Origin of the sequence: Leclercia sp. LSNIH3, from assembly GCF_002935105.1 — a bacterium.
Taxonomy (GTDB): Bacteria; Pseudomonadota; Gammaproteobacteria; order Enterobacterales; family Enterobacteriaceae; genus Enterobacter; species Enterobacter adecarboxylatus.
In genome coordinates this window covers 4,379,377-4,395,106 of the sequence record NZ_CP026387.1, presented here as the reverse complement: position 1 = coordinate 4,395,106, position 15,730 = coordinate 4,379,377, and the positions used below count along the sequence as shown (strand labels likewise).

Genomic DNA, 15,730 nt, shown 5'->3' with positions numbered 1-15,730 from the left:
GCGCTGAGGGAGCATCCCATGACGAAGCACCTGAACCTGGACTCTGAAGCCCGCGGCGATCGCGATCTGATCGCCATCAGAGCCGCAATGAATATTCTGGAAAAATGGGGCTGCTCGACAGAGCAGCAGCAGAATATTCTGCAGCTCTCCAGAGCGGCGCTCTACAAATACCGACAGAAAGAGACGAAGACAGCCTCGCTGACTCACGACCAGTTAACCCGAATCAGCTACCTGCTGAATATGCATTCGGCACTGCGCATTGTGTTCAGTAACCCGGAGAACGTCTACGGATTCATGACCATGGAAAACCACAATGCTTACTTCAATGGGGCAACGCCATTATCCCTGATTGAGGACGGTGAGTTCGGCAACCTGCACGAAGTGGCGAAACGGGTGGACGTGCTGCGCGGAGGCCTCGCCGGATGATCCATCCCGAGATCCCCCGTACCGCGGTTGTTCCCCTCAAGGGCTACCGGCTGCTGCATACCAAGTATCCTGCCATCTATGTCTTCGAAGACGTCGCCACGCCCGAGGCATTCGATGTGTTGTATGAGATCCAGAAGCTCACCAATCCGCGCCTGTCCCAGGAGGTGGGCAATCTCGCTCTGCTCCCGCGTAAAGAGTGGGTGCTGGGGATCCGCGGGGCGCACTATGCAATGGCCGCCTTTACCCACGTTAACCCGGACGGTAGCCGCTTTTCGAACGGCGATTATGGCGTTTACTACCTCGGAGACAGCAAAGAGACGGCGCTGGCCGAAATTGTCTACCACTGCCATCTTTACTGGCATAACGTGCCGGATCTGAAGTTCGAACGCTTCGAATACCGCTGCCTGGAGACCGAACTGGAGGGCTGTGCGTTTGCCGATATCACCGGCCTGCCGGATTCACACCCCTGGTATCATCCCACCGACTACCGCGAGCCACAGCAGTTTGGTGCTCGGCTGCGCGTCGCGGGGGAGACCGGAGTGACCTATCGCTCGGTTCGTAAACCTGGCGGCATCTGCTGGGCGCTACTCACGCCAAAACCTATTACCAGCATCATTCAGACCTCTCTGCACCAGATTATCTGGGACAAAGGGATCGTCAGCATCGGACTGGTCACGCCAGTCAGCAAATAAAAGTGCTTCAGGCAGACTCAGCGTCCAGGACAGATGTCCCATAAGAGTTATCAATGGTGCACAGCCAGCGGTCGTTTTCCAGGCGGAAGACATAGGTTGCACGGCGGGTAATTTCTGTCGTGCCGCCCTGTTCATCCGGGAAAAAAAGATGGGTTTCCATGATCACCAGCGCATCTCCCCCGCCTTCAATGACCTGGATATCGCCCTGTTTCACGATAAGCTGATCCTGAAAATAATCAGCGATAGAAACAAAGGCGTTGCGGATATTGTTCTTACCTTTCACGATCATGCCGGGCTTCACGACCAGCGCGGCGTCTTCAGCGTAGTACTCCATCAGCGAGTCAAAATCTTTAGCTGAGATCGCCCTGTCACACGACTTGATGATCTGGCAAAGCGGATGTTCGTTCATGTGCATTTCTCCTGGTTATTGACGGCCTGTATTCACTGTACCATCAGCCAGCCCAATATGTAGGCCAAAGACGCGCGACGCCCCGTAGGCCCTCCGATAAGACGCCGCGCAGACCTTACGCTTTATAGACTATTGCGCCAGGAAATACCCCGCCGCGCAGAACGCCACCACACCCGCAATCACCGTAGCGAATAACCCGCGGGTAAGAATGCCCACCAGCGTGGCAAAGGCCGCAGCCAGCAGCGAGATGCTAACCCCGGAATTCGTCATTGCGGGCTTGCTCAGCAGTTCGGCAGCGACCAGCGCGGCCATGATGGCGGTGGGGATAAAGCTCAGCCATTGCAGCATCACCTCCGGCAGACGAAAGCGCGATAACAGTAACACCGGTACGGTACGCATCAGCGCAGTGACCAACGCAGAGGCAAGAATAGTCAGAAGAATATGGCGTTCCATCTTATTTTCCTTTCCGGGTGCGTAACAGTAGCGTTGCCAGCGTGGCAGCAAGGGACGCGGCCACAATCACCACCAGACTGAGGGAACCACTCCCGGCAGTTAACAAGGTAATGACCACCGCAACAGCGATATTGATGCTTTCCAGTACCTTTCTGCGGCTGGCGAACCACATCATCAGGATCAGGCCAATAAACATCGACACCAGGCTGAAGCCCAGCCCCTCCATCAGCGATGCCGGCAGTGTGGTGGCCAGCCAGGCTCCGGTGACACAGGCGATGATCCAGTTCAGCCAGGCGGTAATGTTCAGACCCAGCATCCAGCTATAGCTGATTTTGCCCTGCGGACTGGCGCGCTGCACCGCCACGCCAAAGGTTTCATCCGTCAGCAGCAGCCCACTCACCACTTTTTGCAGGGTCGTGTAGTCGCGAAAAAAGACGCTCATCGATGAACTCATCAGCAGATAACGCAGGTTCACCAGCAGCACGCTCAGCACCACGGACGCCATTTCGGCCCCCGCCGCCCACAGGGAGTAAAACAGAAACTGCGCCGAGCCTGCATAGAGCGCGCTCGCCAGCAGGGCAATTTGTCCCGTCGTAAAGCCGGATAGCGTGCCAATCGCCCCGGCGGCAAAGCCTATGCTCCAGTAACCGGCAATGGTCGGAATACAGGCGGCAATACCGGCCCGAAACTCCCCCGTGGCAGACGCGGGATGCCCGGTATTTAACTTCGTTAACATTATCTCTTCCCTTATATTACTTAGTTCAATAACTATCTTAAGAATCATCAACAATCGCTATAGTAAAATCCTGCTCAGCAGTGAAATTTACTCAGGTTGTAGGAGGCGCGAACGTGGGGCAACAAAAACGCGATGAGATCAGCCTGTGGCGCGACAGTCAGCTGCACGGCGGCATGGAGATCCTGCAAGCCACCTGCTATGAGCACAGCTACCCACCCCATTTTCATGATGAGTTTGTGATCGCTGCCTTTGCCCGCGGTGCGCAGCGCACCCGGGTATGCCGACAAAACGGCATTGCCGCGGCGGGTTCGGTGATGATTATCGCCCCGGGCGAGGTGCATACCGGCGAGGCAGTGCAGCGTGACGAAGGCTGGGATTACTGCGCGTTCTACCCGGGCGAAAAGCTGATCAACGAGGTGGCGCAAACGGTGCTCAGCGGCAAGGGCGACGTGAATTTTGGCCTGCAAGGGATCCGCCACGATCCGCTGATGGCCCGCCGTATGCTCCATGCCGCCAGCGTGATGAAACAGAGTCCTGACCCGCTGGAAAAAGAGTGCGTGATGTATCAGATCCTCAATGTACTGGTAGGGCATTACGGGGAGCGCACCGTCAAAGGGTCGCGCCTGAGCGTTTTGCGGGCTGATATTCGCAAAGCGATCGCGTTTTTGCACTCAGCCTACGCGCAGCCCCTGACGGTTAAAGAGATTGCCCAGGTCGCGGGGCTAAGTGAATTCTATTTTATGCGCACCTTCCAGAAGATGACCGGCCTGTCGGTGCATCAGTACCTGACGCAAATCCGTCTGATGCGCGCTAAAGGGCTGTTGGCAAAAGGGATGGGTGCCGCGCAGGTTGCCAGCGATATCGGCTTCTTTGACCAGAGCCATTTGATCAAACAGTTTCGCGCCCATTTTGGGACGACGCCGGGGATGTTTGCCGCGGCGTCGATGTGAGGACACAGCGGGCGCTCCCGGTAAGACGCTTTCACGCACTCAGCTTCTGCGCGCGCAATGTCCGTCCCAAAATAACAAAACCGGGGCCGCTATGCGGCCCCGGCCCTTTCAATCCTCAGCAATCACTCCTTAACACGCGCCCGCTTCCCTCTCTCCTCTTCCCCACCGTCTGTCGCTTCCACCAGCGTAAAATTAAAGTTCACCTCCGTATGCTCCCCACTCAGATCGCGCGACTGCGCCACAGCCGGATCTGTCACCTTCACCGGATCCGCAATCAGCTCCGCCCTCGTCGCGAACGCAAAGTCATCCCACAGATATTCATCGCCGTTCAGGTTGATCTGCGTGGTCAGGTGTTTATACCCCGGCGCCGACACAAAGAAGTGTACGTGTGCCGGGCGGTTGCCGTGGCGACCCATGGCGGTCAGCAGTTTCTGGGTTGGGCCATCCGGCGGGCAGCCGTAGCCACAGGGTACGATGCTGCGCACGGCGTAGCGACCATCGTCGCCGGTACGGACGCGGCGGCGCAGGTTGTATTCGCTCTGGGACTGATCGAAGAACGAGTAGCCGCCGAGAGTGTTGGCGTGCCAGATATCAACAATCGCCCCGGCCACCGGCTTACCGTGCAGATCGGTCACCTGACCCTGCAGCCACATGGTTTCGGCCTGCTCTTTGCCGTCGTCCATGCGGGCAAAACCCTCGCTCAGGGGGGCATTCGCCACATACAGCGGCCCTTCGATGGTGCGCGGGGTGCCCACCTCGTGGCCGGATGCGGCCTCTTTCTCGTCGGCACGCATATCCAGATAGTGCTCCAGGCCCAGACCGGCCGCCAGCAGCGCCGCTTCCTGGCGTCCGCCCAGCTCGTTGAGGTAGTTCACCGCCACCCAGAACTCTTCATCGGTCACGTCGAACTGCCTGATGGTCTTGCACAGGTCGCTCAACAACTGGTGCATGATGTTTTTCAGACGATCGTTGCCGCCAGTGGAATTTAAGCCGCTGCTGATCGCCAGTAAGGATTCCAGTTCGGTTTGATGTACAGGATTCACAGACATTGCATGTTCCTCTTTGTAGGGTTCAGTTTGTTGTAGTTATGTCGATGACGATTATTCGTTGTGAATGGATGACGGGTGCGCGCACAGGGGCTGCACGCTGATTGCCATCCACGGGTAGAGCGGCAGCGCGGTCAGGATGTCGTGCAGCTCCTGGTTGTCTGCCACGTCAAAGATGCTGACGTTGGCGTACTGCCCGACCACACGCCAGATGTGCGGCCATTTACCTTCGCGCTGTAAACGCTGGGAGTAGGCTTTCTCTTTCGCTTTGATCGCTTCCACTTCTGCCGACGGCAGCGATGACGGAATGTTGACCGTCATTTCCACTTTAAAAAGCATCGCGTTTTCCTTTTATTGGCGTGCGTAATGACGCAGCTTGTCTTCGTCTATGTCGATGCCTAATCCAGGCCCCTGCGGTAACGTCACCTCTCCCTGGCTGAAATCCAGGGGACGTACCACGATGTCATCCTTCAGCAGCAGCGGGCCGAACATCTCGGTGCCCCACTGCATTTTTACCGTCGACCAGGCGTGCAACGAGGCCACGGTGCCCAGCGTGCCTTCCAGCATGGTGCCGCCGTACAAGGCCACGCCAGCCGCCTGCGCCACGTGCGCCAGCTTCAGGACCTGAGCCGGGCCGCCCGCTTTGGCAATCTTCAGGGCATAGACGCCGGTAAAACCGCCGCTCGCCAGGGCATAGCCGTCATGGCTGGTCGCCACCGCTTCGTCGGCCAGAATCGGCACCGTAAAACGCTGGCTGAGGGTGATTAACCCTTGCCGATCCCACAGCGGGATCGGCTGTTCCACCAGGTCGATCCCGCCCGCCTGCAACTGCGTCATCCCTTTGATGGCGGTGGTGAGATCCCACGCCTGGTTGACGTCCACCCGCACGCTGACCTCATCCCCCAGCGCGGCTTTGATCGCCAGCGCATGACGAACGTCCAAATCCAGCCCACGCGCGCCGATTTTCAGCTTGAAGGTGTCGTGGCGCCCTTCCGCCAGTAGACGTTTACCCTCTTCAATATCTTTTTGGGTGTCGCCGCTCGCCAGGGTCCACAGCACCGGCAGGCGCTGAGTGAGCGCCCCGCCCAGTAGCGCGCTGACCGGCAGCCCCAGCGCTTTGCCCTGGGCATCGAGGAAGGCGGTTTCGAGGGCAGATTTGGCGAAGGTGTTGCCCTTCACGCTGGCGTTCATCTTCTGCGCCAGGTCGGCGACGCCCTGGAACGACTGGCCGCACAGCAGCGGAGCCAGATAGGTTTCAATCGCGGATTTGATCGCTTCCGGGCTTTCTGCCCCGTAGCTCAGGCCGCCAATCGTTGTCGCTTCACCCCAGCCGGTGATCCCATTGGCGCACTGCATGCGGACGATGGTCAGCGTCTGGCAACCCATGGTCGCCATCGACAGCCGGTGCGGGCGAATGGTGGGGATATCCACCAGCCAGCAGGCCAGGGATTCAATGGTGATAGTCATGTACAGCTCCTGCGGTTAAAAAAGTCACGACGTGATGGTTAAAAGCGTCCGGGCTGGCCACGTTCGACAGGTGCGAGGCGGGTAAAGCGACCCATTCGGTCTGCTTCGCCTGGGCGGCGAGCCACATGGCGTCCTGCACGGTGGTGACCGGATCGTCCTCGCCGGCAATCACCAGCATCGGGCGCAGCATGGCCGCCACGTCAGGACGCAGATCCGCCGCGGCCAGCGCTTCGCAGCAGGCGGCATAGCCTTCGGCCGGGGTGTGGGCGAGATCGTCGATCAGCCGCTGGACTGTGCCGGGGTGCTGCTCGCGGTATGCCGGGGTAAACCAGCGATCCGCCGCCGTGCTGGCGACCGGAGCCATGCCCTGCTGACGCACCGTGGCCGCACGCTGCAACCAGCCTTTGGCCTCGCCGATCTTCGCTGCGGTATTCGCCACCACGATGCGCGAGAAACGCGATGCCGCGTGGCGGTTGAGCCACATTCCGGTCATCCCACCGAGAGAGATGCCGCAGAAAAAGGCGCGCTCAATATCCAGGTGATCCAGCAGGGCAATCACGTCCTGCCCCAGCGTTGCCAGGCTGATACCGCTTTCCGGTAACGGAGAGCATCCGTGCCCGCGGGTGTTGTAGCGCAGCACGCGGAAATGTTCCGTCAACGCGGCCATCTGCGGCTGCCACATCTGGCAGGTCGTGCCCAGCGAATTAGAGAGCACCAGCACCGGTGCCTCCTGCGGCCCATCGAGGCGATAGTCCAGATCCATTCACGCCTCCTCGGTTTGGGCGTTCAGGGCAAACGTCAGCGCCACCGGGGTGATGGACCGGAGATACTCTTCGGTCACATCGCCAAAGAGTTCGCGCACCACGATGCCCTCCGGGGTGATATCCATCACCGCCATATCGGTATAGATGCGGTCGATACAGGCCATGCCGGTCAGCGGGTAGGTGCAGGTGTTGACGATTTTGCACTCGCCCTGGCGGGTCAGATGTTCGGTCATCACATACACGCGCTTCGCGCCAATCGCCAGATCCATCGCCCCGCCAACCGCAGGAATGGAGGACGGCTCGCCGGTACTCCAGTTCGCAAGGTCGCCGTGCCGGGAAACCTGATAAGCGCCCAGCACGCAGATATCCAGATGACCGCCGCGCATCATGGTGAAGGAGTCGCCGTGGTGGAAATAGCAGCCGCCCTGCAGGAGCGTTACCGGCTGTTTTCCGGCGTTAATCAGCTCGGGATCTTCGCAGCCCGGCTCCGGCGCAGGCCCCATGCCGAGAATGCCATTTTCGCTGTGGAGGAAAATCTCGCGATCGGCGGGCAGAAAGTTGGCAATGCGGGTTGGCAGGCCAATGCCGAGATTCACATACGCCCCTTCCGGGATGTCGCGGGCAATGCGTTCCGCCAGCTGTTGATGAGTCAGTTTATTCACGGGATCTCCTTATGCCGTCTGCGGCAGGCGGGCCGTCGCCACCGACACCACGCGCTGAACAAAAATGCCCGGCGTCACCACCGCTTCCGGGTCGAGTTCGCCGAGGGCGACAATCTCGCTCACCTGGGCAATAGTGCAGCTGGCCGCCGCGGCCATAATCGGCCCGAAGTTGCGCCCGGTTTTGTCATACACCAGGTTGCCCCAGCGATCGGCTTTCAGGGCTTTGATCAGGGCGAAATCGGCTTTCAGCGGGTACTCAAGAACATAATCTTTGCCGTCGATATGGCGGGTCTCCTTGCCTGCGGCCAGTTCAGTGCCATACCCGGTGGGGGTGAAGATCGCCCCCAGGCCGCTGCCGCCCGCCTGAATGCGCGCCGCGAGGTTGCCCTGCGGCACCAGTTCCAGCGCCACTTCACCGCGACGGTACAGATCGTCAAAGACCCAGGAGTCGGTCTGGCGCGGGAAAGAGCAGATCACTTTTTTCACGCAACCGGCCTTCAGCAGTGCCGCCAGGCCGTAGTCACCGTTCCCGGCGTTATTGCTGATAAGCGTCAGCTCCCGCGGCTTGCGGTGGATCAGGGCATCCAGCAGTTCAGCAGGCTGTCCGGCTGCGCCAAAACCGCCCACCATCACCACGGCACCGTCGAAGATGTCGGCCACCGCGCCATCGGTGGCGGCAATCCGTTTATCAATCATTTGCTTACCTCGTTATTTTTAGTCGTGGCGGGCAGACTGCGTAACGCAATCCATGCCAGCAGCGCATAACCCATCAACAGAAGCGAGACCGGCCACGAGGCGTCGAAGTGCATCAGCAGTGCCACCGCCAGCATTGGCCCCAGGCCACCGGAGAAGATCGAGCCAACTTCATGCCCCAGCGCCAGGCCGGAATAGCGCACGCGCACCGGGAACAGGTCGCTCATGATGCAGGGCTGGGTGCCGATCATCGCCCCGTGGCAGAACGGCAGGCCGAGGAACATCGCCAGCATGATCCAGCCGTAGTCACCGGTGGAGAGCAGCCAGAAGAACGGGAACGCCATCACCAGCAGGCCAATTACGCCGATGTAGTAGACCGGCTTCAGGCCGATGCGATCCGAGAGCGCACCCCAGAACAGGATCGAGAAGAACTCCACCAGCATCGCCAGGGTCACGGCGCTGATGATCTCCCCGGTGCTAATGCCGATGTGTTTCGCGTAGACCACCGAGAAGGTGAAGAAGATATAGGACGCGCCATTCTCCGGCAGACGCAGGGCGATGGCTTGCAACAGCGCCTTCGGATGCTCGCGGATCAGGACCATCAGCGGGATCTTCTCGTGCTTTGTTTCCGGCTTCGCCTGGCTGAAGGCCTTGCTCTCGCGGATGTTTTTGCGGATATAGACCCCGACCAGGAAGATCAGGATGCTGAGCAGGAAAGGCACGCGCCAGCCCCAGCTCATCAGATCCTCTTCCGGCAGCTTCTGCACCAGGTAAAAGGCGAAGGCCGAGAGGACAAACCCACCGGACACGCCCATCTGGCTCCAGGCGGTAAAGTAGCCGCGACGCGACAACGGGGCGTTCTCGCTCAACATGAGCACCCCACCGCCCCACTCCCCGCCGGACGCCACGCCCTGCAAAAAGCGCAGAGTGATCAGCGAGACTGGCGCCCAGATACCAATCTGGGCGTAGACCGGCAGCAGGCCGATGATAAAGGTGGTGGCCCCCATCAGGGTCAGGGTCATGATCAGCGTCATCTTGCGGCTATAGCGATCCCCGATATGCCCGAAGACGATGCCCCCCAGCGGACGGGCGAGGAAGCCCACCGCAAAACCGGAAAACGCCAGCAACGTGCCCTGCATCGGGTCGCCGCCCACCGGGAAGAACAGCGGGCCGAAGACCAGCGCCGCCGCGGTGCCGTACAAGAAGAAGTCATACCACTCCAGGGCATTCCCCAGCACCGAGGCGATGACCAGCTTGCGCAGTTGCTTTGCATCCTGCGAGGCAGCCACCGGCGCGGCGGTTGTTTCAGTCACGACATTGCTCATCAGCGTTCCCCTTATTGTCTGGTTTTACGCTTCCACGTCATGCCCGACGGCATGGTAGCGACGGTTGAAATAGACCAGCCCGCGCGGGGCTTCGCTAATGCGGATCGCCTGCACCTGGCAGTAGAAAACGGTGTGGCTGCCCACCTCATGGCAGGTGTCGATCACGCAGTCGAAGCTGGCGACAGCCGAGCTGAGCACCGGTGCACCGCTGGCCATCACCTGCCAGGAATCGTACTCAAAGCGCTGCTCGGAGCGCAGGCTGGCGTTAGCGAACACCCCGGAGAGATCCTGGTGGTCGCTGGAGAGGACGTTGACGCACAGCGCCCCGTTCTGTTTGAAGTGTGCATTGGCAAAGGAGTTGCGGTTCATGCAGACCAGCAGGGTCGGCGGCGCGTCCGTGACGCTGCACACGGCAGAGGCGGTAAAGCCAAATTTACCCGCGGGGCCGTCGGTGGTGATCACAGAGACCGCACTCCCCAGTTGCGCCATGGCATTCCGAAATTCGGTTTGCAGTGTCATAAGTTCTTCCTCACAAATCGATGACTAAACGGGCACTTTTCGCCCGGGAACAACACAACAAAATCTGGTCGCCGTCGGCTTTCTCTTCATCGGTCAGGTAGTGGTCGCGATGATCCGGCTCGCCTTCCAGCACGTCGGTCAGGCAGCTGCCGCAGATCCCCTGTTTGCAGGAGACGCACACCTTCAGCCCGGCAAGCGCCAGCGCCTCGACGATGCTCTGGTTCTGCAACACCTGCACGGTGATCCCGCTGGTTGCAGCGAAAACCTCGAAGGCCGCGCCGCCGGTGTCCACTTCGGCGCTGAAGCACTCCTGGTGCACCTGCTCCGGGCGGTAACCCTGCCCCAATGCCACGTCGGTGACGGCATCCATCAGGCGCGTCGGGCCGCAGGTGTAGACGTGGGTATTGGCCGGCACGTCACTCAGTACCGCCGCCAGGTTCAGCCGTTGGGTATCGCTAAAGTGCAGATGCACGCGGTCGGCCCAGGCCGCCTGCTCCAGCTGCGCAATAAAGGCGGCCTGGGCGCGGGAACGGGCGCAGTAGTGCAGGCTGAACGAACGCCCGGCGGCATGCAGTTCCGCCGCCATTGCCAGCATCGGGGTGATACCAATCCCGCCGCCAATCAGCAGGCTGTGGCTGGCGGTTTCGTCCAGCGCAAACAGGTTGCGCGGGTCGCTGACCTGAATCCGATCCCCTTCGCGCAGGGCATGGACTGCCCGCGAGCCTCCCTGGGACTGGCTCTCTTTCAGAATGCCGAGCTGGTAGTGCTGGCGATTCTGCGGGTCGCCGCACAGGGAATACGGACGCACCAGGTCTTCTGCCAGATGCAGGTCGATATGCGCCCCCGCGCGGAAGGCCGGGAGGTCGATACCGTCGGCATGCGCCAGCGTCAGCAGGACCACCTCGCCCTGCAACTCCCGCCTGATAACCTGTAATGTCAGCATGTTGACTCCTTAACGCATAAACAGACCGCCGTTGATGTCCCAGGTCGCCCCGGTGACAAACGACGCCTGCGGTGACGCCAGCAAGGCCACGGCCTGGGCGACAAACTCTGCTTCACCTAATGTGCCCACCGGGATCATCTGCAACAGCCCGGCCATCTTCTCTTCCGGCACCAGGGCGTGAACCATCGGCAGATCCAGCGGCCCCGGCGCAATGGCATTGACCGTCACGCCGGATTTGCTCAGCTCACGGGCAAAGATTTTGGTCAGGGTCAGGATGCCGCCCTTCGAGGCCGCATAGTGGGCACCGGAGGCCGTGCCGCCGTTCTGCCCCGCCAGTGACGCCAGGTTGATGATGCGGCCGTAGCCGCGTGTGGCGAAGTAACGCCCCATGGTCTGGCAGCCGACAAAGGTGCCGCGCAGGTTGGTGGCAATCACCCGGTCGAACTCCTCCACGGCGATCTCCATTACCGGGGTAGCGAGGGTCAGCGCGGCGTTGTTTACCAGCACGTCCAGACTGCCGAAGCGGGTAATGGTCGCGTCCAGTGCGTCCGCGAAATCCTGCGGCTGGCAAATATCCAGCCCCAGCGCCAGCACCCTGTCCTGACCGCCATCAAGGCGCGCCGCGGCTTCGTGGGCTCGGGTGGCATCGACATCGGTCAGCACCACCTGGTAGCCCTGCTTCAGCAGGCTGGTGGCAATGACATTGCCCAGACCGGCGGCTGCGCCGGTCACTAATACGGTTTGCGTCATGAATGGCTCCTCAGAGGATGTAACCGATGCTGTGCAGCACATCGTCGCTGTTGACCAGCCGGATCACTTTCTGGGCAATCAGCAACCTGCCGTCTTTGGGCAACAGGTGCCAGGTGATATCCGCGGCGTAGTGGCGGCTGTGCCCTTTGCGGTGTTCCCACAGGGATTGCGCCCCCCGCACCACAATCAGATCCTCGCGGGATTCCAGCAGACGGAAGCGCGACAGGGTGCGCAGCGTTCTGGCGCGCGGCGTGGTGGAGATCGACTCCCCGCTGTACAGACGCTTCACCCGGCGCACGCGCATGTGGTGATCGTCGCAGGCGTAGTTGAGGGTGTTTTTGAAATCCTGCTCATTCGGGTCGATGGGCACCACGTACAGGCCGTCGTGCTGCCACAGATCCAGCCAGGCATTGAACTCGCCCTGGTCAAGCAGATCGCCTTCCAGGTTGATTACGGACATGGCCGCAAACAGGACAGAATCGGGGGTCATCATTTTTCGCTCTCCGTCATCAATTTTTTCCACTGCTGGTAGGCCGCACGCATGCCGGTTTCGGCGCTGACGTCGCTGCGCAGACCGTCATCGGTGCGGTATTCCCCGGCCAGGCCGCGGTTGAGCATGATCCACAGGTCATCCCCTGCGGTGGCCCCGCGCTGAACGCGTTCCCAGGCTTCGGAGTCATCCGGGGTGCCAAAGCCCATCGGCCCCTGGAAGTGTTCGTGCAGACGCAGACGCGCCTGGTTGGCAATCTCTGGCCCGCCGTCCATGGTGATCACCGCGTGGTGAATTTCGGTTTCCATCACCGACACCGGCTGCAACACCCGGAAGAAGGCCATGGAGCAGGCAATGTTCGGGAACAAGTTGAGGTTGAAACCGGAGCCGCCCACCGCCCGCACGATGCGACGCACTTGCGCTTCGTCGTGCTCTTTGCGCAGCTCGTCAGCCAGCCCGATAAAGCGTTCCGGGATCGGCGCATCGAGGTTGGCCTCCAGATCCACCAGCTCGGGGATCATCACCATCACGCTGTGGCCGTTGCCGAGATCTTCGACGTAGCCGCTGCCGTCGACGAAGTTCAGCATCTCTTCAGTCTGCTTATCTACCGAACTCAGGAAGGAGCGATGCACCACCGGGAAGTGGTAGCCGTCCGTGGTGTTCTCGAGCTGGATTTTCCAGTTGCCGGGGAAGCGGAAGCGGTGCGCAGGCCCGGTTTTGATCGGGTAGCCCGCCCCTTGCTTCATAAACAGATCCATCCATTTTTTCGCCGCACCGAGGAAATCCTCCAGCGGTTCGATCTGCTCATTAAAGGTGGCGAAGACCATGCCCGCGTACTGCTCGGTGCGCAGCGACACCAGCCCCAGTTCGTTTTTCTCCAGCTGGTCGGCATAGCTTTCCGGGTGCGGCACGCCGCGCAGGCTCCCATCGAGGGCGTAGCCCCAGCCGTGATACGGGCAGACGAAGCTGTTGGTTTTGCCGGTGCGGTGTTCGCAGACGGTAGCGGCGCGGTGGCGGCAGCGGTTCAGCAGGGTGTGAATGGTGCCCTTGCGGTCGCGCACCACGATCACCGGCTGGGTGCCGATCTCGGTGGTTTTGAAGCTGCCGGTTTCCGGGATTTCGCTAACGTGCGCAACCCAGACCCAGGTCTTCGTGAAAATACGATCCAGCTCCAGCTGGAACAGTTCCTCAGAGGTGTAGAGCGAGGTGTGGACGCGATCGGGTTGTACCAGGGCGGCAATCTCTTCGCGGCCCGGTGCGGGCTGCGCCGTGGTATCGATATTTTTGACATTGATGATGTGGTCACACTGCATAATCTTTCTCCTGCTCGTCGTCGAGGTTCTAATTTTTGTCAGGTACCGGTAACGCATCCGCCGCATGCCAGTGGCTCACCGGCCTGCTGAACAGGTTGCGGGTAGTGAAATGGTGGATGGTCATCTCACCCGCCTCGCGACGGAAAACAATCTCAATCTCTGCGGCATTCAGGTGTGCGCCTCCGGCATTGAACGCGGAGGTTTGCAGCATCATCCAGCGGCCATGAAGCTCGCCGTCGGCATCCTGATACAGCGCTTCGGAACACAAAAAGTGGGCATTCAGGGCGAAGTGCGCAGGCTGGCGGACATAGCTCGCCATCATCGCCATAATCGCCTCGCGCCCCTGATGCTTGCCCAGCCGGGTGGCGTAAGGCTCACCCACCCCTTCCCAGCAGGCGTCTGCACTGAACAGCGCGCCGATGGCCTGTACCCGCTCCATGCTGTCCAGCCGATCGCACAAATGCATGTAGTTGCTGATACAGATCCGGGCGGCCTGCTGATCCTCAAGCTGCTGTAAACGCAGCGCATCCTGTGGGTTCATCATCTGCTCCATTACTGAATAATCAGTTCACGGCCCACGCGGGCTTCGATTTTGCAGTACTTCCACAGCTTGCTCTCGCCGTCGCCCACCGGGGTGGTGCGGAACAGGTTGCAGGCAGCCACCACGCTGTCGAGATTGTCGGCATCGGCCAGCACGTAGGTGGTCCACGGCGAGGCGGTGGAGGGGCCGACCATCAGACGGTCGTCGTCCATGTTGCCGATCACGCGGATGCCCTGGGTTTCGTCGATACCTTTCATCATCACGCCGAAAGCGCCCCACACCTGTTTGGCTTCTGCCGGGGTGGCATCAAAGAAGTTCTGGTTCACGCCGATGCAAAACAGCACGCGTAAGGTTGTTGTCTGGCTCATCTGTTGCTCCTTTGGTCAAAATTACAAATAACCCGGCAGAGGCTGGCCACCGAAGTAGACCGTACCGGCGTTGAGATAAGAGAGGTCGCCCATAAAGGCGTGCTGGGTGATCACCAGGGTGTCGCGCACGTAACGTTGCAGGGGGCTTGTCATGGTGATGCCACCCATGCCGTTCAGCGCCAGCGCCTGACGGGTGACTTCGGCGGCCACGCGGGTAACGTGGGTGGAGGACAATCGCAGGGCGTTGATCTGCTCGCAGGCGGGTTCATCCCCGGCAAGAATGCACTGCCAGACATCGTCGATGGCGTCGTAGAACCAGGCCCGGGCGGAGCGCAAATCCGCTTCGCAGCGGGCAATCTGCATCTGCGCCTGCGGGCGGTCGGCCAGCCGCGGGGCACCCGTGACGGACTGCTGGCGATGGGCAATGGTGTAAATTTCGTTGAGCGCGGCGCGGGCCACGCCGAGCGCCACCACCGAGAGCACCTGGGTAGCAAGAGAGAGCACCGGATAGCGATAGAGCGCGCCGTCGAGGTTAAGGGCACCGCCGCGCACGAAGGTCCACTCCTGCGGCACAAACGCATCGTTGACCACCAGATCGTGGCTGCCGGTTCCGGCCAGGCCTACGGTGTTCCATACCGGGTCGATCTGCACGCTGTCGCGCGGCAGGACCGCCATCCGCGGCAGGGGTTCGCCGCTTTCCGGCAGGATGCCGACGCCAAACACCGAGGCACCCATGCTGCCGCTGGCAAACCCCCAACGGCCACTGACGCGATAGCCGCCGTCGGCCAGCACCGCTTTCTGCGGCGGGAAGATACCGCCAGCAAACACCACGTCCGGGCCGTCGCGGTAAAGTGCTTTCAGGGTGTCCGGCGGCAGCGCGCCGAGGTAAAAAGGGCTCATACCAAAGCTGGCCACCCAGCCTGCGGAGCCATCGGCGGTCGCGATCTGCTCGATAAGCTCGCAGAACTGCGCCGGGGAGCACTCCTCGCCACCGTAGGCTTTGGGGACGAGCGCCCGGTAGACGCCAATCTGCTTAAACCGGGCGATGATGTCGTCAGAGATATGGCGCTGTTGCTCGAAATCGGCGCTGCGGGCCGCAACATCCTTCAGCAGTGGAACGAGTTCCTCACGAACATGAACGGCTGACATAGCTTCCTCCCGAAAAGAGTGTGCGGCCCGCAAA

Annotated in this window: 21 protein-coding genes; 3 read left to right on the top strand and 18 right to left on the bottom strand. The window is 60.8% G+C overall.

Features of this window, described 5'->3' with window-relative positions:
• Window positions 1-18: 18 nt before the first annotated feature.
• On the top strand, window positions 19-426 hold the full coding sequence (locus C3F35_RS21325) for an MbcA/ParS/Xre antitoxin family protein (RefSeq protein ID WP_103792046.1): 408 nt from the start codon (window positions 19-21) through the stop codon (window positions 424-426).
• Complete coding sequence (locus C3F35_RS21320; protein WP_103792047.1) at window positions 423-1,118, top strand: RES family NAD+ phosphorylase; 696 nt, start codon at window positions 423-425, stop codon at window positions 1,116-1,118. The genes C3F35_RS21325 and C3F35_RS21320 overlap by 4 nt, the downstream gene beginning before the upstream one ends.
• 7 nt (window positions 1,119-1,125) lie before the next feature.
• On the opposite strand, the gene C3F35_RS21315 is transcribed toward C3F35_RS21320, so the two are convergent.
• The 3 genes from C3F35_RS21315 to C3F35_RS21305 form a co-directional block, all read right to left on the bottom strand.
• Entirely contained in the window at window positions 1,126-1,527 is a 402-nt protein-coding gene (locus C3F35_RS21315; protein ID WP_032611372.1) for a YybH family protein, read from the bottom strand.
• Between the two features lie 129 nt (window positions 1,528-1,656).
• Window positions 1,657-1,980, bottom strand: coding sequence for an AzlD domain-containing protein (locus C3F35_RS21310; RefSeq protein WP_103792048.1), 324 nt, complete (start codon window positions 1,978-1,980; stop codon window positions 1,657-1,659).
• Window position 1,981: 1 nt separating this feature from the next.
• A complete protein-coding gene (locus C3F35_RS21305; RefSeq protein ID WP_059307680.1) occupies window positions 1,982-2,716 on the bottom strand; it encodes an AzlC family ABC transporter permease in 735 nt (244 codons plus the stop codon).
• A gap of 113 nt (window positions 2,717-2,829) precedes the next feature.
• On the opposite strand from C3F35_RS21305, the gene C3F35_RS21300 reads away from it, so the two are divergent.
• The gene (locus C3F35_RS21300) at window positions 2,830-3,666 is read left to right on the top strand and encodes an AraC family transcriptional regulator (RefSeq protein WP_233211635.1); all 837 of its coding nucleotides are present in this window, start codon (window positions 2,830-2,832) and stop codon (window positions 3,664-3,666) included.
• 122 nt (window positions 3,667-3,788) lie between these two features.
• Here the strand turns inward: C3F35_RS21300 and catA are convergent, their stop codons facing one another.
• The 15 genes from catA to C3F35_RS21225 are packed head-to-tail and all read right to left on the bottom strand — an operon-like array spanning window position 3,789 to window position 15,696.
• Entirely contained in the window at window positions 3,789-4,715 is a 927-nt protein-coding gene (gene catA, locus C3F35_RS21295; protein ID WP_059307679.1) for a catechol 1,2-dioxygenase, read from the bottom strand.
• Window positions 4,716-4,766: 51 nt separating this feature from the next.
• Window positions 4,767-5,051: a muconolactone Delta-isomerase gene (gene catC, locus C3F35_RS21290; protein ID WP_077227085.1), complete on the bottom strand. Its 285-nt coding sequence runs from the start codon at window positions 5,049-5,051 to the stop codon at window positions 4,767-4,769.
• Between the two features lie 12 nt (window positions 5,052-5,063).
• Complete coding sequence (locus C3F35_RS21285) at window positions 5,064-6,179, bottom strand: muconate/chloromuconate family cycloisomerase (protein WP_077227084.1); 1,116 nt, start codon at window positions 6,177-6,179, stop codon at window positions 5,064-5,066.
• Window positions 6,163-6,942 carry a 3-oxoadipate enol-lactonase gene (gene pcaD / locus C3F35_RS21280; protein ID WP_103792049.1) on the bottom strand — a complete coding sequence of 260 codons (780 nt, stop codon included), beginning with the start codon at window positions 6,940-6,942 and terminating at the stop codon, window positions 6,163-6,165. Before pcaD ends, C3F35_RS21285 begins: the two co-directional genes overlap by 17 nt.
• Window positions 6,943-7,605 (bottom strand): 3-oxoacid CoA-transferase subunit B, encoded by a 663-nt coding sequence (locus C3F35_RS21275; protein WP_103792050.1) that lies wholly within the window; start codon window positions 7,603-7,605, stop codon window positions 6,943-6,945.
• 9 nt (window positions 7,606-7,614) lie between these two features.
• On the bottom strand, window positions 7,615-8,301 hold the full coding sequence (locus C3F35_RS21270) for a 3-oxoacid CoA-transferase subunit A (protein ID WP_103792051.1): 687 nt from the start codon (window positions 8,299-8,301) through the stop codon (window positions 7,615-7,617).
• Window positions 8,298-9,623 carry an MFS transporter gene (locus C3F35_RS21265; RefSeq protein ID WP_103792052.1) on the bottom strand — a complete coding sequence of 442 codons (1,326 nt, stop codon included), beginning with the start codon at window positions 9,621-9,623 and terminating at the stop codon, window positions 8,298-8,300. The genes C3F35_RS21270 and C3F35_RS21265 overlap by 4 nt, the downstream gene beginning before the upstream one ends.
• Window positions 9,624-9,647: 24 nt before the next feature.
• The gene (locus C3F35_RS21260; protein ID WP_059307674.1) at window positions 9,648-10,142 is read right to left on the bottom strand and encodes a flavin reductase; all 495 of its coding nucleotides are present in this window, start codon (window positions 10,140-10,142) and stop codon (window positions 9,648-9,650) included.
• A 10-nt stretch (window positions 10,143-10,152) separates the two neighbouring features.
• Complete coding sequence (locus C3F35_RS21255; protein WP_103792053.1) at window positions 10,153-11,085, bottom strand: PDR/VanB family oxidoreductase; 933 nt, start codon at window positions 11,083-11,085, stop codon at window positions 10,153-10,155.
• 9 nt (window positions 11,086-11,094) lie between these two features.
• Window positions 11,095-11,835, bottom strand: coding sequence for an SDR family NAD(P)-dependent oxidoreductase (locus C3F35_RS21250; RefSeq protein ID WP_104456753.1), 741 nt, complete (start codon window positions 11,833-11,835; stop codon window positions 11,095-11,097).
• Between the two features lie 10 nt (window positions 11,836-11,845).
• A complete protein-coding gene (locus tag C3F35_RS21245) occupies window positions 11,846-12,325 on the bottom strand; it encodes an aromatic-ring-hydroxylating dioxygenase subunit beta (protein WP_103792220.1) in 480 nt (159 codons plus the stop codon).
• Complete coding sequence (locus C3F35_RS21240; RefSeq protein WP_032611412.1) at window positions 12,325-13,638, bottom strand: aromatic ring-hydroxylating oxygenase subunit alpha; 1,314 nt, start codon at window positions 13,636-13,638, stop codon at window positions 12,325-12,327. The genes C3F35_RS21245 and C3F35_RS21240 overlap by 1 nt, the downstream gene beginning before the upstream one ends.
• Before the next feature lie 28 nt (window positions 13,639-13,666).
• Entirely contained in the window at window positions 13,667-14,182 is a 516-nt protein-coding gene (locus C3F35_RS21235; RefSeq protein ID WP_230430760.1) for a nuclear transport factor 2 family protein, read from the bottom strand.
• 8 nt (window positions 14,183-14,190) lie between these two features.
• The gene (locus C3F35_RS21230; protein ID WP_032611415.1) at window positions 14,191-14,547 is read right to left on the bottom strand and encodes a hypothetical protein; all 357 of its coding nucleotides are present in this window, start codon (window positions 14,545-14,547) and stop codon (window positions 14,191-14,193) included.
• A gap of 21 nt (window positions 14,548-14,568) precedes the next feature.
• Window positions 14,569-15,696 carry an acyl-CoA dehydrogenase family protein gene (locus C3F35_RS21225; RefSeq protein WP_059307670.1) on the bottom strand — a complete coding sequence of 376 codons (1,128 nt, stop codon included), beginning with the start codon at window positions 15,694-15,696 and terminating at the stop codon, window positions 14,569-14,571.
• Window positions 15,697-15,730: the final 34 nt, after the last annotated feature.

Coding starts and splice junctions, on each gene's coding strand:
- C3F35_RS21325 (WP_103792046.1), top strand. CDS start 19: ATGACGAAGCACCTGAACCTGGACTCTGAAGCCCGCGGCGATCGCGAT.
- C3F35_RS21320 (WP_103792047.1), top strand. CDS start 423: ATGATCCATCCCGAGATCCCCCGTACCGCGGTTGTTCCCCTCAAGGGC.
- C3F35_RS21315 (WP_032611372.1), bottom strand. CDS start 1,527: ATGAACGAACATCCGCTTTGCCAGATCATCAAGTCGTGTGACAGGGCG.
- C3F35_RS21310 (WP_103792048.1), bottom strand. CDS start 1,980: ATGGAACGCCATATTCTTCTGACTATTCTTGCCTCTGCGTTGGTCACT.
- C3F35_RS21305 (WP_059307680.1), bottom strand. CDS start 2,716: ATGTTAACGAAGTTAAATACCGGGCATCCCGCGTCTGCCACGGGGGAG.
- catA (WP_059307679.1), bottom strand. CDS start 4,715: ATGTCTGTGAATCCTGTACATCAAACCGAACTGGAATCCTTACTGGCG.
- catC (WP_077227085.1), bottom strand. CDS start 5,051: ATGCTTTTTAAAGTGGAAATGACGGTCAACATTCCGTCATCGCTGCCG.
- C3F35_RS21285 (WP_077227084.1), bottom strand. CDS start 6,179: ATGACTATCACCATTGAATCCCTGGCCTGCTGGCTGGTGGATATCCCC.
- pcaD (WP_103792049.1), bottom strand. CDS start 6,942: ATGGATCTGGACTATCGCCTCGATGGGCCGCAGGAGGCACCGGTGCTG.
- C3F35_RS21270 (WP_103792051.1), bottom strand. CDS start 8,301: ATGATTGATAAACGGATTGCCGCCACCGATGGCGCGGTGGCCGACATC.
- C3F35_RS21265 (WP_103792052.1), bottom strand. CDS start 9,623: ATGAGCAATGTCGTGACTGAAACAACCGCCGCGCCGGTGGCTGCCTCG.
- C3F35_RS21260 (WP_059307674.1), bottom strand. CDS start 10,142: ATGACACTGCAAACCGAATTTCGGAATGCCATGGCGCAACTGGGGAGT.
- C3F35_RS21255 (WP_103792053.1), bottom strand. CDS start 11,085: ATGCTGACATTACAGGTTATCAGGCGGGAGTTGCAGGGCGAGGTGGTC.
- C3F35_RS21250 (WP_104456753.1), bottom strand. CDS start 11,835: ATGACGCAAACCGTATTAGTGACCGGCGCAGCCGCCGGTCTGGGCAAT.
- C3F35_RS21245 (WP_103792220.1), bottom strand. CDS start 12,325: ATGACCCCCGATTCTGTCCTGTTTGCGGCCATGTCCGTAATCAACCTG.
- C3F35_RS21240 (WP_032611412.1), bottom strand. CDS start 13,638: ATGCAGTGTGACCACATCATCAATGTCAAAAATATCGATACCACGGCG.
- C3F35_RS21235 (WP_230430760.1), bottom strand. CDS start 14,182: ATGATGAACCCACAGGATGCGCTGCGTTTACAGCAGCTTGAGGATCAG.
- C3F35_RS21230 (WP_032611415.1), bottom strand. CDS start 14,547: ATGAGCCAGACAACAACCTTACGCGTGCTGTTTTGCATCGGCGTGAAC.
- C3F35_RS21225 (WP_059307670.1), bottom strand. CDS start 15,696: ATGTCAGCCGTTCATGTTCGTGAGGAACTCGTTCCACTGCTGAAGGAT.